The organism is Mesorhizobium sp. M1088 (assembly GCF_040318575.1).
GTDB lineage: Bacteria > Pseudomonadota > Alphaproteobacteria > Rhizobiales > Rhizobiaceae > Mesorhizobium.
The window spans coordinates 47,345-63,252 of sequence record NZ_JAMYMO010000007.1; the positions used below are offsets into that span (position 1 = coordinate 47,345).

Sequence of the window (15,908 nt, forward strand, 5' to 3'; positions counted from 1 at the left end):
GAGATTGCCGGCAGGACAGCGAAGGCGCGACCTTGCAGGCGGAACCGCCGAGGCGCTGAAGGATCGTCGCATTTTTCTGCTACTACGCCACATTTTGTTCTTGCTTTGGGCCGGCAGCTATGCTACTAATCTGGGTATGGTGCTTGGCTCCAGCGACCCGCCCACGGAGGCGGGTTTTCTGTTTCTGGGTTCCTTCGAAAGTTTGGCGCTGCCGGCCTGGGGTCGGCGGGACAGCGCCCTTCTGCCCTGCCGGGCATCGTCACCACAAGAGGGAGATCCAATTCTCGCCGCGCCGGTCTAGTTGATGCTGGCCGTGTTGGCCGGCTCGGCCGGGCGCTTCTCACCGGCATAGGGCACGCGAAAACCGTTCGCCGCCAGCCAACTGATGGCGGCCTTCGGTTCGTCGGTCTGGATGATGGTGGCGCCGCGCTCGACCCAGAAGCCATAAGTCTCGCGCGGCAGGCTGGCCGCAACCGCCAGCTCGTCGCCGCGACCGCCGGCGAGGAAGCCTCCCGGCTTGTTGACGATGGCATAGGTGTCGGCCCAGATGTGCCAGTCGCCCCTCACCGCCAGCGCGCGCATGCGCGGGCTGAACAGCGGGCCGCCGGTCTCGGTCAGTGTCTCTGATCCCATGCGCCAGTTGATCATCTCGACCGCGCGCATCGGGAAGGCCCGGCCCACTTTCTCGGCAAACATGGCGTCGCGAACCGCGTCATCGGCGATAATCGGCATGAACTGGAAGCCGCTGCCGATCGCGTCCATGGCGGCCTTGACACTGGCAATCCGCTCCGCATTCCACAGGTTCTCCTTGACGATCACCTGTTCGGCCATGCCGAGGTCGCGCGCAACCGCGACCATGCCGACGAGGCTTTCGGTGTCGAGCTTGTTGTCGAGATTGATGAGGATCCTGTCCCTGGTCGTCATCAACATCTCGCGCAACGTCGAGACCGTCTCGCCCGTAACGGCGCCGGTGCCTTCGATCACCAAACGGCACGTCTTGAGTTCGGCCATCGTGCGGTTGACCACCTCACCCTTGCAATTCGTCGTGCGGTCGAGCCAACTGTCATGCATGACGACGAACTGTCCGTCCTTCGAGCGCCTTATATCGACCTCGACGATTTCGGCGCCCATTGCGATCGACGCCTCGGCGGCGGCGATCGAATTTTCGGGATAGAGCGTCTTGCCGGATTGCATGCCGCCGGCGCGGTGCGCGGCCACTATCACATGGTCGCGCCATTGGTTGGCGTGCTCGAAGCGGTCGAGAATCTGCCTGGCGCGCGTTTCGCCTGCCGACGCCTGGCCAAGGGAGAGCGCCAGCGCCGCGGAAAGTAGAAGGCTCAGCCAAATCGTTCGCATGAGACAGGTCGTTCGCACGAGAATCGCTCCGTACCGGGATCGCACCCCGGTTAAGCGATGCCCGTGACAGGCAGGTGAACGAAGCCGGCTTGCAAAATGCCGGAAAATCAGGTCAGCGCCGGCCGAAGCAGTCTTCGGCGGCTACTTTCGGTTGCTTGCCAGGCAATCTCCTGGCGAGCCTGCCGGGTTCGCCTGGCGAGCAAGGATTTGTGACCGGATCGAATGGCCATGATCCTCCGCAGGGGTCGCAATTCTGAGAATTATGTCCAATAAGGGTGCGCGTCGACGCACAGGAGATCGCTTCATGCCGCCAAGGACCATCGATCATGCCTTCACCACCCGCTCCAGGACGGGTGCGTCGTTCGAGCCGACCTATGCCGGCGCCCTGTCGTTCATGCGGCGCAAATATTCGAAGGACGTGAAGGACGCCGATGCGGTGGTGTGGGGCATTCCCTTCGACGCTGCGGTCACCAATCGGCCGGGCGCCCGTTTCGGACCGCAGGCAATCCGCCGCGCCTCGGCCATCCTCGACAACGACCCGCAATATCCGTTTTCGCGCGATCTGTTCGAACAGCTTGCCGTGGTCGATTATGGCGACTGCCTGCTCGACAGCGGCAATCACCAGAAGACGCCTGCCACGATCGAACGCGAAGCGGCCAAGATCCTGAAATCCGGCGCCTTTCTGCTGTCACTCGGTGGCGATCACTTCGTCACCTGGCCGCTGCTCAAGGCGCATGCCGCCATCCATGGCCCGCTGGCTCTGGTGCAGTTCGACGCACACCAGGACACCTGGCCCGACGACGGCAAGCGCATCGATCACGGCTCCTTCGTCGGCCGTGCAGTCAAGGAGGGCATCATCGACCCCGACCGGTCGATCCAGATCGGCATCCGCACCCATGCGCCCGACACGTTCGGTATCAAGATCCTGTACGGCCATGAAGTGGAGGAAATGCGTGCGTCCGACATCGCCTATGCCATCGTCGACCGTACGGGCGGCAAGAAGACCTATGTCACTTTCGACATCGATTGCCTGGACCCGGCTTTTGCGCCCGGCACCGGAACGCCGGTCGCGGGAGGCCCGTCTTCGGCAAAGATCCTGTCGGTGCTGCGCCAGATCAACCAGCTCGATATCGTCGGCGCCGACGTCGTCGAGGTTGCGCCAGCCTATGATCACGCCGATATAACGGCGATTGCCGGCTCGATGGTGGCCATGCACTATCTCGGGCTGCTGGCGGAACGAAAGGCCCGGCTCGAGGAAATGAACCAAGGCAATCACAGCGTTGCCGGATTGAATCAGGCGAGCGGCATATAGCTTTGAGATAACAGGAATTTTGGCACGCAATGAAACCGAAAATCTTCATCGACGGCGAGCACGGCACCACCGGTCTGCAGATAAGGGCGCTGCTTGCCGAGCGCGGCGACCTGGAAATCATCTCCATCCCGACCGAGCGCCGCAAGGAAACGGCAGCGCGCGCCGAGTTCCTCAATGCCGCCGATGTCGCGATTCTCTGCCTACCGGACGCGGCCGCCAAGGAAAGCGTTTCGCTGATCGCCAATGACACCACCAAAGTGATCGACGCCTCGACGGCGCATCGTGTCGCCGATGGGTGGGAATATGGTTTCGCCGAAATGGACAAGGACCAGGCGAAGAAGATCGCTTCGGCGAAGCGCGTCGCCAATCCTGGCTGCTGGCCGCAAGGACCAATCGCGACGCTGCGGCCGCTGGTTGCGGCGGGGCTGCTGCCGGCCGATTTTCCGGTCACCGTCAACGGCATTTCCGGCTATTCCGGCGGCGGCCGGCCTATGATCGAGGATTATGTCGCCAAGGGCGAGGATGCGCCGGAATTCCTGCCCTACGGACTGACGCTGCAGCACAAGCACGTGCCGGAACTCAGGACCTATGCCAGGCTTTCGCACGATCCGATCATGCAGCCGGCAGTCGGCAATTTCGCGCAAGGCATGATCACGGTGGTGCCGCTGCAACTCGGCGGCCTCGACCATGTGCCGACCGGCGCCGAGCTTCACGCGGCGATCGCCGATCATTTCGCTTCCATCGATGGCGGCGTGGTCGAGGTGGCACCGTATCTGCATCAGGAACGCATGCCCGACATCGATCCGGAGATCTATAATGGCACCAACCGGATGAAGCTCTACGTCTTCGCCAATGACGATCGAGCTCAGGCGCTGCTGCTTGCGGTCTATGACAATCTCGGCAAGGGCGCCTCGGGCGCCGCCGTGCAGAACATGGATCTGATGCTCGGCCTCTGAATGGATGTGCCGGCATTTCCAAAGCGCTGGAAGGTCGGCGCGCCCGAACTCATCGCCGAAACGTTCAGCAGCCGCATCTGGAAGGTTGCTCGCGAAAACGGCTCACCGGCAATCGTCAAGGATCTAAAGCCTTTCGACGATGTCGAGGACGAGTTGCGCGGCGAGCATTTCCTCGCCTGGCGACGCGGCGAAGGCGCGGTGCGGCTGCTGGGCCGCGATGGCCACCGCATGCTGCTCGAGTATGCCGGCGAAACCTCGCTGTCACAGATGATTGCGGATCAGGGCGACAATGCCGCCACCGCGATCGCGGCGGAGGTGATGGCAAGGCTGGTCTCGCCGTCGAAGCACCCTGCCCCGCCGGACCTTCAGCCGTTGCGGACCCGGTTTTCCAGCCTGTTCAAAAAGGCGAAGGCCGATCGCGCCGCCGGCGAAAAGAGCCTGTATGTCGAAGCTGCCGAAATCGCGGAACGGCTGTTGTCCAATCCGCACGACGTGCGGCCGCTGCATGGCGACCTGCATCACGACAACATCATGCACGGTCCGCGCGGCTGGCTGGCGATCGACCCGAAGGGCGTTCTCGGCGACCCCGGCTTCGATGCCGCCAATGTGTTCTACAACCCACTCGACCGAGACGATCTTTGCATCGATCCGCGGCGGATCGCGCATATGGCGCATGTCTTTGCCGCAACGCTCGGCCAGTCGCCGCCCGCGATACTGGACCACGCCATCGCCTATGGCTGCCTGTCGGCTGCATGGCATCATGAAGATCGCAATGCGGTCGACGAAAACCGCGAGCTGGCGATTGCCGCGGCATCCGGCGGGTGCGGCTCAGCCTCTGAGAGCGATCTCGTGGGGCAGCGGGTAAGCGCCCTTGGTACCGCGCCAATGCGCGGCGGCGAAGCCCAGCAGAACCAGCGCGAATGCCTGATGCGTCAGGGCCATGTGCAGCGGCACATGCATCGATAGGGTGCCGATGCCGATCGATGCCTGCACCACGACAATCAGGAACAGAAGCGTCGCGCGTCGGGCATGCGTCGTGCCCGGCAGGCGCCGGCGTGTCGCAATCATGTGCCAGAGCGCGACCGCGAAGATCGTGTAGGCGCCGACCCGGTGGACGAATTGCACCGTCTTCGGGTTTTCGAAGAAATTGCGCCATGCCGGCTCGAGCAGCAGCAGGTCGTCGGGGACCAGCTTGCCGTCCATCAGCGGCCAGGTGTTGTAGCTCAAGCCGGCGTCTAGCCCTGCGACCAGCCCGCCGAGATAGATCTGGACCAGCGCCAGCAGCGCCAGGAAGCCGGCCAGACGTTGCGTCGAGCGGTCGGCGGCAGGTTCCGAGTGCGGCGCCAGCCCACGCGCGACCACCATGGTCGCCGTGAAGATCAGCGCCGCCAGCGTCAGATGCGTCGCCAGCCGATATTGGCTGACCGAAACCCGGTCAACCAACCCGGACGCCACCATCCACCAGCCTATCGCGCCCTGCAGAGCGCCGAGAAGGAGGATGCCCGACAACTTCGTGCCGAGGCCCCGCTCGATGCGGCGCGTCGCCCAGAAGAACAGCAACGGCAGGGCGAAGACCACGCCGACACTACGCGCCAGGATGCGGTGCACCCATTCCCACCAGAAGATCGATTTGAACGCCTCGATGCTCATGCCGTTGTTGAGTTCGGCATATTGCGGGGTCTGCTGGTAGCGCAGGAACTCCTCCTGCCACTCGGCATCATTGAGCGGCGGGATGACGCCGTGTATCGGCTGCCATTCGGTGATCGACAGTCCGGAATTGGTGAGCCTTGTAGCGCCGCCGACCAGTACCAGCGCAAACAGCACCAGGAGCACGACATAGAGCCAACCGCGTACCAGCGCGCGGTTGCGAAGGTCGCGATCGCGGGCGGCGAAAGGCGCGGCATCGGATATGGCAGCAGCCATGGATTTGTTCCCGGCAGTTGAAGTCGCGGATTGGTGAACCATCGCAACCCGGCTTGCAAGACCGGACAGCGCGGCACGCCGTCGCGCCGTTTCTGGCGGGTTGCGCGTATTGGCTGTTCGGCCTAAGCGATAGCGATCAACGAGATCGCGCCATGCCCATTCGCCTGAAAAAGCTGATCGGAAGCTTCCTGCTGGTAGTGCTGGTCATAGTCTATGCGCTGGTCGCCTCGATTGTGGCGGTCGCCCAATTGTCGCAGTCCGGGCCGCTGGCGCACTTCATCTTCTTCCTGCTCAGCGGGCTTTTGTGGGTGCTGCCGGCGATGGGCATCATCAAATGGCTGATCCTGGAGCCGCGGCCGAAGGGGCGAGGCAACAGTTAGATCGTCACCACCGTCTTGCCGGCATTGGCCAGCGGCGTCGTCACGCCCGACAACATTGTTCGGATGTGGGCGACGCTCTGGTAGCGGCCATTGACCGAAATGCGCGGCAGGGCGTGCAGGAAGCCGGCATGCTCGGCGCGGAGTATGCCGTGGCGGGTCGTCACCGCCGAGGCGTAGCCGGCATCGCGGACTAGGCCTACTTCGCGGCGGCCGACGGCACTGGCATAACCGTAGGGATAGGCGAAATGGCGCGGCTCCTCGCCGAGTTTGGCCTGCAATATGCGCTTGACATCGCCGATCTCATGTCGCGCATCGCTCTCGGAAAGCCGCTTCAGATTGCAGTGATTGACGCTATGTGCGCCGATCGTCACCAGCGGGTGCCCGGCCATGGTGCGGATCTCGTCCCAGTTCATCAGCGTGCTCGGGCGCGGACCACCCAACTCGATGCCGTTCGAGCGCGCCAGATCCCGCAACACCGCACGCTGGTCCTGCTCGCGCACCTTCAGCGTCAGATGAGCGTGCAGGCGCGCATTGGCCTGGACCTTTTTTCCCGGACTCGAGCAGTCGATTGTCACCGGGCCATCCGGCGTCGTCAGCGTCAGGCGATCGCGCGCATTGACGATGTCCTCGACCACGTCCCACCACAAATCGGCAGCGCCGTCGATCAGCCCCGGCGCGACGTAGATGGTGATCGGCGCGCCGTGTTTCTCCAGCACCGGCAGCGCCTCGGTCATGTTGTCTCGATAGGCGTCGTCGGCGGTGATTGTCGCAAACTGGCCGTCCTTGTCGCCAGCCTTGATGCGCTCGATCGCCTCGTCAAGCGTGACGAAACTGTAGCCGTTCGCCTTCATGTCGGCGATCACGGTGTCGAGGAACCCGGGCGCGATGTTCAAGTGGCGGTTGACGCCGTTCGGCTTTTCCGGTGTCGCGGTTACCCTATGCAGCATCAGGATGGCGCCAAGGCCGCCGATAAACGGCTTGGCCAGCGGCGCGAGACCGGAATAGCGGGCGAGATTGAGCGCCAGTTTGCGGATTGCCTCGCCCCCGTCGATCATTCATTCACCTTTTGCGCCTAAGCTCATTAAGCATGGAATGCGCCTGCGCGGACCCCCAATCGCGACGAATACGCCCCAAGGATTGAGGTATGGTTGACGCCACCGCGTCATTTGACGGCAATCGGCTGGCAAGCAGCGAGGCGTCGCCGTATGCCTTGCCGGCCGGCAAAGCCGGCCTGTCAACCTCGGTCGCCGATAGTGCGGCGTTGGCGGCGTACGCAGAATTCTGCCATTCGGCGCTTTTTGCCCCTGCGCAAAGCGCCGGCTGGATCCTGAACTGGGCCGCACATACCGGCGCCGACGTTGTCGTTGCGACGCTGCGCGCCGAGGACAGGCCGGTTTTCTCACTGGCGCTGGAGGTCACTCGCAGTGGAGCGTTCCGCGTCGCCCGGTTCATGGGCGGCCGCCATGCAAACGGCAATTTTGCCGCCGCCGACCCGCAATGGCTGGCGAATGCCGATAGCGCGGCGATCCGCTCGATGCTGGCGGCGATTGCCAAGGCGCGGCGCGACATCGATCTTGTCGCGCTGGAGCGGCTGCTGCCCGATCTCGACGGCGTTGCCAACCCGCTCTCCGCCTTGCCGCATTTTTCGAGCCCCAATCTGTCGCTGGCTGCCGGTCTTGTGGGAGGATTTGACGCACTGCTCACCCGCGTGAGCGGCAAGCGCAGGCGCAAGAAGCATCGCTCGCAGGCGCGCAAGTTCGAGGCCGTTGGCAGCTATCGTCGCATCGAGGCGAGGACTTCGGACGAGGTGCACACGCTGCTCGATGCCTTTTTCGAGATGAAGGAATTCCGCTTCCGCAAGATGGGCATCGCCAATGTTTTCGGTGAGGCGGAGGTGCGCGCTTTTTTCCGCTCGCTGTTTGCCGACGCGCTTCAAGAGGAAGATCCGTCCTTCGTCCTGCATGGGCTGGAAGTCGCCGGCAAACTTCGTGCAGTCACCGGGTCGAGCCGCTCGGGCAAGCGGCTGATCTGCGAATTCGGGGCGATTGCCGAGGACGACCTCGCACACACCAGCCCGGGCGACTTCCTGTTCTTCGAGAACATCCAGGAAGCCTGCGAGGCGGGTTTCGAAATCTATGATTTCTCGGTCGGCGACGAACCCTACAAGCGATTGTGGTGCGATGTCGAAACGCAGCATTTCGAGGTGCTGGTTCCGCTGACGCCGAAAGGTCGTGCGCTGGCGCTTGCGCTCAGGCACGGCGCAAGCCTGAAGGCATTCATCAAGCACAGCCCAATGGTCTGGAAGCTGACCAAGCTGCTGCGCCGTAAAGCCGTGGGGCGGACAGCACCGGCCGCAGGCGAAGACGACAGCTGATTTCGATTTGAGAGAAAACTGCCTCAGGCGGCCGAGCGCCGTCCCGGCATTGGGCCCGGCGCCACATGGCCGATGGGCGTGACCAGCGTCAGGTCGGGATAGCCACTCTCGATGAGCGCGACCGCGGCCTGCGTCACCTCGTCGTCCGGCTCAAGCATGGAGAGCAAGACCTCGGTCCCCTCGCCCACCAGGCGGCTGATGCCTTGCGCGTCGGCCGGTCCGCATTCGACCACGACCAAATCATAGGCGGTGGTCAGCGACTGCATGATGATCGGCAGCCGGTCGGCGGCGCGCATGGCGCGGACCGGATCGGCTGTGCCGACGGGAATAACGTGGCAGTCCGAATAGAGATCGGGGTGGATCACATCGCTGAACTGCGCTTGCGAGGCGAGCAGATCGGTGATGCCCGGAAACAGCCCGCTGTCCAGCATCGGCCGCGAGGCGGCACCCGAAGCGGTGAGATCAAGCAGCAGCACGCGAAGCCCGGCGTCGGAGACTGCGCGCGCCACCAGCACTGCCGAGGCAGCCGCCTCGTCGCCTTCTGGCGACACGAATATGGCGCGGGCGGCACCGGTGGCGATCAGTTTTTCCGCGGCCTTGTCGATGTCGACCTCGCCGAGGATAGAACGTGCCGGTTCAATGTCTCCAGCGGCCATTTCAGAGTACTCCGGTTCGATTTTCTCGGCAGCCGCTTCCGCCACCGCGACGGGTTCCGGCTCCACTTTGCTTTCAATGATATTGTCGTCGTCGGCCTCATCGATCTCGACGACTGCCGGTTCGGACCGGCCAACCGACGGGTCGGGCTCGGCCATCACGCGTTCGGCCTGGACAGCCGGCATCGCAACCTGCTCGATGCGCTCGAAATGGGCACCGGCGGCCGGACGCATGGCGCGGCCGGAAAACAGTTCCTGCAGCAGCGTGACGATCGCCATGATGAGCAACGAGCCGACAAAGGCCGCACTGACAATCGGACCAATCTTGGGGAAATAAGGTTCGGCCGGCACCTGGGCGTCCGAAAATACGCGAGCGTCGACGGGCAGATAGTTGCGATCCTTGCGTGCGGCCGCCTGGAGATAGCTGGATGAATAGAGATCGAGCTGCTGACGCTTGGTCGCGGCATCACGCTGCAGCGCATCGAGTTCCACCTGCTCTTCGCCGGCGCGGGCGGACGCCGCCTTCAGCGTGTTGACGTCTGCCACGAGTTGAGCCTCTCGCGCCTTCGCCGTCTCGGCCTGCGCCATCAGACCTTTCATGATCTTTTCCGCTTCGTTGCGGATCTGGCGGTCGAGATCCGCGAGCTGCGACTTCAGCGCGCGGATGCGCGGATGGTTGTCGAGCAAGGTGGTGGAAAGGTCGGCGATGTTGTTCTTGAGTTCGACTTGCCGCTCGCGTAGGCGCTGGATCAGTTCGGAAGACAACACCTCCGGAACGGCATCCAGCGAGCCGCCATTGCGCAACGCCCTGCGCACGCTGTCAGCGGTCGCTTCCGCCGAAGCGCGATTGGCGCGCACGCGTGACAGTTCGCTCGACAATTCGGACAGCTGCTGGGTGGCAAGCACCGAATTGTTGCCGCCCATCAAAAGATCGGACTGCGCACGGAATGCGGCAACCTTGGCTTCCGCCTCCTTCACCCGGTTCTGCAGATCCGCGATTTCCGGCGCCAGAAAGTCGGTGGCGGCGGAATTCGATTCGAGCTTGGCATTGCCCTTGGAGGCGATATAGGCGTTTGCAATGGCGTTCGGGATCGCGGCGGCAAGCTTTGGATCCTCTGACGAGAACTCGATTGCGATCGCGCGGGTTTTTTCAACGCCATAGACGTTGAGCTTCTCATGCATTGCGTCCAGCACGCGCTCTTCCAGCGGAATCTCGAACGGATCGCTTTTCAAGCCAACAAGGACAAGGGCGCGGCTCAGCGCCGACATCTTCAGCGCCTCGTCGAATTCGGGCAATTTCGCCAGGTTGAGCTTCGCCGCCACCTGCTTGAGGATGTCGGGGGACGAGATGATCTGGACCTCGGTGGCCACAGCCTCTTCGTCGGGAATCGACCGCTCGTTGCCGTTGGCCCCGGCTGGCCGCGTGAACTCCGATTCTCGAGGCCCGATCTCCAGCTTGGCTGCCGCCTTGTATTCGGGCGTTGCAAGCCAGGCGAGCGCAAAGGCCAGACCGGTTACAACCAGTGCGACGACAAGGATGCGCAGCCAGTTTCGCGCCAGGCCGGCGAAAAGCTGCCTGAGATCGACGTCGACATCTGCGGCCGCGGATTGAACGGACATGCATCCCTGCTCCGGTACTGAGTCAGCATGCACCGTAAACAACTATGGTAACTCAGCCGTTAATATCGCGGTAAGAACCTGTCAGGCTCTATTAACAAGCCGCAAACAAGAGGCTGAAAACCATCTGCATTCGTCGATCCGGCCCGCATCGGCCGCGCGCCTTTACCGGCCATTAACCCTAACAGGATGATAACCGAGCTCGATCGTTAAGGTTTGCCGCAGAGTCGCCGGCTATTCAAAGGTACGTGTCCGCTCATGAAAAGCACTGCTCCCCTTTTCCGCGCGCTGCTTGCCGTATCGATGCTTTCGGGCTGCTCCAGCTACCGGCCGACGCCGGCCGCATTCCATGAAGTTCTCGACCAGCCCTATCGCCTCGGCGCCGGCGACCGCGTCCGCGTAACCGTGTTCGAGCAGGAAGGACTGACCAATACCTACAGCGTCGATCAGTCCGGCTATCTCTCGCTGCCGCTCGTTGGCAACGTGCCGGCGCGCGGCCACACCGCCCAACAGCTTGAAAGCGAGATCGCCGAGAAACTGCGCCAGGGTTATTTGCGGGATCCCGATGTTTCGGTAGAAATCGATCGCTACCGGCCGATCTTCGTCATGGGTGAAGTGGGTGCGGCGGGGCAGTATTCCTACGTTCCAGGCCTGACCGTGCAGAAAGCCGTCGCCATCGCCGGCGGGTTCACGCCACGCGCCAACCAGGCAAGCGTCGACATTACCCGCGACATCAACGGCAAGGTGATAACCGGACGCGTGGTGACCTCCGACCCGCTGCTGCCCGGCGATACAGTCTATGTTCGCGAACGCCTGTTTTGATGTGCTGACAAAGTGGCGGACACACTCAGGATCGTCCACTGCTTTCGCTCACCGGTCGGAGGCATCTTCCGGCATGTGCGCGACCTGACCGAGGCTCAGGTCGCCGCCGGCCATGCCGTCGGCATCGTTTGCGATTCGACGACGGGCGGCGATTTCGAGGAACGGCTGTTCGAACAGATGAAAGGCAGCCTGGCGCTCGGCATTCACCGCACCCCGATGCAGCGTCATGTCGGGCCAGGCGATCTCGCCTCGGCCCGGCGCACCTACAGGATCATAAAAGAATTGCGGCCGGACGTGCTGCACGGGCATGGCGCCAAAGGTGGCGCCTATGCCCGTCTGTTTGGCTCATTGTTGCGGGTATCCAGGTCTCGCGTAGCCCGCCTTTATTCGCCGCATGGCGGCTCGCTTCACTATGACGAGACCACCGCCATGGGGAAGCTGTTCTTCGCGCTCGAGCGCTTCATGGCTCGCTTCACCGATTGCCTGCTGTTTGTTTCCGATTATGAGCGGCGGACTTATCGCAGGAAGGTCGGCGAGCCGCCCATTCCGAACGCTCTCGTCCACAACGGCCTGCGCGCCGCCGAGTTCGAGCCGGTGCGGACCGAGCACAATGCGGTTGACCTCCTCTATATCGGCATGATGCGCGACCTCAAAGGCCCGGACATCTTCATCGATGCGCTGGGGCGAGCCGCGACACGGCTCGGCCGCCCATTGAAAGCGCTGATGGTCGGCGACGGCGACGACCTGCCGCGCTATCGCGCCCAGGTAGATCAGCTCGGCCTCGAGGTCAGCTTCCTGGCGCCGATGCCGGCCAGGCTCGCCTTCAGGCTGGCCGAACTGGTCGTCGTTCCCTCGCGCGCGGAAGCCATGCCCTATATAGTTCTGGAAGCGCTCGCCGCCGGCAAGCCGATCATCGCGACGGCGGTCGGCGGCATACCGGAAATCTTCGACACCGGCTCGCCTGTCCTGATCCGGCCCGACCCGCGCGAACTTGGCGACAAGATAAGCGCCGCATTGGCCGATCTCGACACCTACAAAGGCCTGATGCCCGGCCTCGCCGACCTCAAGGCACGCTTCGGCGCCGATGTAATGGCCGCCGAAATCGAAAAGGCCTATTTCGCCGCGCTCAAAAAATAGAACAACGGGTTTCCACCGGGCTGCTCCTGGTGAAAGCGTCTCCAAAGCCATCCGTTGTTTCAAGGGTTTCTTAGCTCTCTTTTGCTATTCACCTGAGGGAAACCTGCGGACGCCCCATGAACGAAATCGACCCAGCGCGCCGTTTTTCGCTAGACGCGGTGCGCAAATTCGACGCCCCTGCCGAGAACAATACGGCCGGCGGCATGAACGATGTTGCCCGCCAGGTCGCCTCGCAATACCGGCGCGATACGATGTCGCCGATCATGGTGAGCGGCGTCCTGCGCATGGTGGAATTCGCGCTGCTGTTGGTGTCAGGTCTTGCCGTCTATTTCTATTATGTCGGCTTTTTCAACTATCTTGCCTGGCAATACTCACTGACGATCGCCGCCACTTCGTTCCTCGCGGTCGTTCTGTTCGACGTCACCGACCGCTACCAGATCGTCGCGCTGATGCGGCCGATCGCCAATTTCGGCCGTCTCCTGCTGGTCTGGGCCGGAACATTCGCCTTGATGGCGCTCACCGCCTTCACCATGAAAATGTCGGAAGACTATTCGCGCCTGCTCTTCGGCACATGGTTCGTCGTCGGTTTCGTGCTGATCCTGGGTCTCCGACTGGTGATGTCGAAGCTGATCCGGCGCTGGGCGCGCGACGGGCGGATGGAGCGCCGCGCCGTCATCGTCGGCGGCGGCAAGGCGGCGGAGGTATTGATCCGCTCGGTCGAAAGGCAGCCCTACAACGACATCCGCATCTGCGGCATCTTCGACGACCGCGGCGACAAGCGGTCGCCGCCGGTTGTCGCCGGTTATCCCAAGCTCGGTACAATTTCCGAACTCATCGAATTTGCCCGCATCGCGCGCATCGACATGCTGATCGTATCGCTGCCGCTGACCGCCGAATCGCGCGTGCTGCAGTTATTGAAGAAGCTGTGGGTGCTGCCGGTCGACATCCGGCTATCGGCGCATTCGAACGCGCTGCAGTTCAGGCCGCGCGCCTATTCCTACATCGGCTCGGTGCCGATGCTCGATATTTTCGACAAGCCGATCAACGACTGGGATTCGGTCGCCAAGCGCGCCTTCGACATTGTCTTTTCGATCATCGGCATCATCGTGTTCTCGCCGGTGATGCTGGCGACCGCAATCGCGATCAAACTCGACAGCAAGGGGCCGGTGCTGTTCCATCAGAAGCGGCACGGCTTCAACAACGAGATCATCGACGTCTACAAGTTCCGTTCGATGTATACCGACAAGGCGGACCCGACGGCCAAACAGACCGTGACCAAGAACGATCCGCGCGTCACCCGCGTCGGCCGCTTCATCCGCAAGACCTCGGTCGACGAACTGCCGCAGTTCTTCAATTCGCTGTTCGGTTCGCTGTCGCTGGTCGGGCCGCGCCCGCACGCCATTGCCGCGCAGTCGCACAACCTCCTCTACAATGAAGTGGTCGACGGCTATTTCGCTCGCCACAAGGTCAAACCCGGTGTGACCGGCTGGGCGCAGATCAATGGCTGGCGCGGCGAGATGGACACCAACGAGAAGATTCGCATGCGGACGGAATACGACCTCTATTATATCGAGAACTGGTCGCTCTTGTTCGACCTCAAAATCCTGTTCCTGACGCCGATCCGACTGCTCAACACGGAAAACGCATATTGAGCGCGACGGCCTATGTATTGCCGGCGGCGGCGGTCAACGCCAAGCTGATTGCACTGATTGCGTCGGGGGCGGTTTTCCTCGGCGTTTTCCTGTCGGGCTTCGTCATCGATGAACCGGCGCCATACGACCTCTATATGGTCGGGCTGATCGTGGTGTGGCCCTTGTTCGGCCTGCGCATACAACGCGCGGCGGTGCCGCTGCTGGTGCTGCTGGTGATCATGAACATCGGCGGCATGATCTCGATGACGCAGATGTCGGACCTCGCCGGCACGCCGCTCTATCTCGCCGTCTCGCTGTTCCTGGCCTTAACCGCGGTTTTTTTCGCTTCGGTAACGGCGGTCCGGCCCAGTCTCTACCGGGTGATCTTCGTCGCCTATGTGGTGTCGGCGGTGCTGACTTCGCTGGTCGGCATAGCCGGCTATTTCCATGCCTTTCCAGGAGCCGAGATCTTCACCAAATACGACCGTGCCGCCGGCGCCTTCCAGGACCCGAACGTGTTCGGTCCGTTCCTGGTGCTGCCCGGCATCTACCTGCTCTACCTGCTGCTTACCGGCTCGGTCGCACGCATGCCGCTATTGGCGGTGCCGTTGCTGATCATCACCGCCGGCATCTTCTTTTCCTTTTCGCGCGGCGCCTGGGGCATGTTCGCCGTTTCGGCGATCCTTTTGACCGGTGCCTTGTTCCTGCAGAGCGCCAGCGGCAAGTTCAGGCTGCGCGTCGTCGTCATGACCATCGCCGCCGTCGGACTGCTGGTCATCGCAATGATCGTCATCCTGCAACTGCCAGGAGTCGCCGAAATGTTCTCGAACCGCGCACAGCTCGAACAAAGCTACGACACCGCCCGGCTCGGCCGCTTCGCCCGCTATACGATCGGCTTTCAGATGGCACTGGAGCATCCGTTCGGCATCGGCCCGCTCGTCTTCGGCAAGATCTTCGGCGAGGACACGCACGACATCTGGCTGAAGATGCTGATGGATTACGGCTGGCTCGGCTTCGTGTCGTTCCTGACGCTGACGTGCTGGACGATCGCCGCCGGCTTCCGCATTCTGCTGCGCGACCGGCCGTGGCAGCCTTATCTTCTATGCGCCTACGTCGCCTTCATCGGCAATATCGGGCTCGGCACCTTCATCGACATCGACCACTGGCGCCATGTCTACCTGCTGCTCGGCTTGATCTGGGGTGCCATCGCGCTCGAATACCGCCACCAGTGGCAGTTGCGGGCGACGCAGCGACCGGCAATCCCCGTCGCGGTTGCCTCAGGCAGGACAGCAACCGAATTCGGTTGACCGGACCCGGTCTATCACGATACATCGCGACCGGTTCGGAGTGTAGCGCAGCCCGGTAGCGCACTTGACTGGGGGTCAAGGGGTCGTCGGTTCGAATCCGGCCACTCCGACCATTAAAATCCAAAGGCTTAGCCAGTTTTCCCCCAAACTGGCTGTACAGACAATAGCCGCACTGCAGCCAGCGCAACATACGCAGGCGCGTGATCTCATCGAGGAATCGATCACGCATCACTCGTGCGCGAGGCACGGAGGCTGGCGTCTAGCCAGAAGCCCACCGAGAAACCGCGCGGTAATGGCTAGGTAAGCTTTGCTGCGTACGCCAACCTTTATCGTGAGAAAAGGTCCCGCCGCACATGCCAGAACGGCGGGACTCGATCAGGCGCCTTGCATCAGGCAGGGGTGACTCGGGGGTTGGGCATGCCCGGTGCGCGCGGATCGTA

Annotated in this window: 12 protein-coding genes, 1 tRNA gene and 1 pseudogene; 10 read left to right on the forward strand and 4 right to left on the reverse strand. The window is 62.7% G+C overall.

Annotated elements, in window-relative coordinates:
• Positions 1–297: 297 nt before the first annotated feature.
• Complete coding sequence (locus NKH49_RS11175) at positions 298–1,356, reverse strand: glycerophosphodiester phosphodiesterase family protein (RefSeq protein WP_352745892.1); 1,059 nt, start codon at positions 1,354–1,356, stop codon at positions 298–300.
• A gap of 304 nt (positions 1,357–1,660) precedes the next feature.
• Between NKH49_RS11175 and speB the strand changes: the two genes are divergently transcribed.
• From speB to NKH49_RS11190, 3 genes and pseudogenes are all read left to right on the forward strand, one after another.
• Positions 1,661–2,668, forward strand: a complete 1,008-nt coding sequence (speB, locus tag NKH49_RS11180; protein ID WP_352471982.1) for an agmatinase — start codon at positions 1,661–1,663, stop codon at positions 2,666–2,668.
• A 29-nt stretch (positions 2,669–2,697) separates the two neighbouring features.
• Complete coding sequence (argC, locus tag NKH49_RS11185) at positions 2,698–3,624, forward strand: N-acetyl-gamma-glutamyl-phosphate reductase (protein WP_352575931.1); 927 nt, start codon at positions 2,698–2,700, stop codon at positions 3,622–3,624.
• A pseudogene (locus tag NKH49_RS11190) lies at positions 3,625–4,437 on the forward strand (aminoglycoside phosphotransferase family protein); the annotation flags it as partial.
• Between the two features lie 15 nt (positions 4,438–4,452).
• On the opposite strand, the gene NKH49_RS11195 reads toward NKH49_RS11190, so the two are convergent.
• Complete coding sequence (locus NKH49_RS11195; protein WP_502907867.1) at positions 4,453–5,589, reverse strand: COX15/CtaA family protein; 1,137 nt, start codon at positions 5,587–5,589, stop codon at positions 4,453–4,455.
• A 110-nt stretch (positions 5,590–5,699) separates the two neighbouring features.
• On the opposite strand from NKH49_RS11195, the gene NKH49_RS11200 reads away from it, so the two are divergent.
• Positions 5,700–5,927 (forward strand): DUF2842 domain-containing protein, encoded by a 228-nt coding sequence (locus tag NKH49_RS11200; RefSeq protein ID WP_023674629.1) that lies wholly within the window; start codon positions 5,700–5,702, stop codon positions 5,925–5,927.
• Here NKH49_RS11200 and NKH49_RS11205 read toward each other — a convergent pair.
• Positions 5,924–6,982: a polysaccharide deacetylase family protein gene (locus NKH49_RS11205; RefSeq protein ID WP_352491885.1), complete on the reverse strand. Its 1,059-nt coding sequence runs from the start codon at positions 6,980–6,982 to the stop codon at positions 5,924–5,926. The two genes, NKH49_RS11200 and NKH49_RS11205, sit on opposite strands and share 4 nt — an antisense overlap.
• An 89-nt stretch (positions 6,983–7,071) precedes the next feature.
• Between NKH49_RS11205 and NKH49_RS11210 the strand changes: the two genes are divergently transcribed.
• Positions 7,072–8,301 (forward strand): GNAT family N-acetyltransferase, encoded by a 1,230-nt coding sequence (locus NKH49_RS11210; RefSeq protein WP_352926076.1) that lies wholly within the window; start codon positions 7,072–7,074, stop codon positions 8,299–8,301.
• 23 nt (positions 8,302–8,324) lie between these two features.
• Here the strand turns inward: NKH49_RS11210 and NKH49_RS11215 are convergent, their stop codons facing one another.
• A complete protein-coding gene (locus NKH49_RS11215; protein WP_352926078.1) occupies positions 8,325–10,574 on the reverse strand; it encodes a GumC family protein in 2,250 nt (749 codons plus the stop codon).
• Positions 10,575–10,829: 255 nt separating this feature from the next.
• Between NKH49_RS11215 and NKH49_RS11220 the strand changes: the two genes are divergently transcribed.
• From NKH49_RS11220 to NKH49_RS11240, 5 genes are all read left to right on the forward strand, one after another.
• Complete coding sequence (locus NKH49_RS11220; RefSeq protein WP_352817638.1) at positions 10,830–11,393, forward strand: polysaccharide biosynthesis/export family protein; 564 nt, start codon at positions 10,830–10,832, stop codon at positions 11,391–11,393.
• A 12-nt stretch (positions 11,394–11,405) separates the two neighbouring features.
• A complete protein-coding gene (locus NKH49_RS11225) occupies positions 11,406–12,530 on the forward strand; it encodes a glycosyltransferase family 4 protein (RefSeq protein ID WP_352817641.1) in 1,125 nt (374 codons plus the stop codon).
• A 116-nt stretch (positions 12,531–12,646) separates the two neighbouring features.
• Positions 12,647–14,182, forward strand: coding sequence for an undecaprenyl-phosphate glucose phosphotransferase (locus tag NKH49_RS11230; protein WP_352542416.1), 1,536 nt, complete (start codon positions 12,647–12,649; stop codon positions 14,180–14,182).
• Positions 14,179–15,468 (forward strand): O-antigen ligase family protein, encoded by a 1,290-nt coding sequence (locus tag NKH49_RS11235; RefSeq protein WP_352817644.1) that lies wholly within the window; start codon positions 14,179–14,181, stop codon positions 15,466–15,468. The genes NKH49_RS11230 and NKH49_RS11235 overlap by 4 nt, the downstream gene beginning before the upstream one ends.
• A gap of 36 nt (positions 15,469–15,504) precedes the next feature.
• Positions 15,505–15,581, forward strand: a tRNA-Pro gene (locus NKH49_RS11240).
• Positions 15,582–15,908 lie beyond the last annotated feature (327 nt).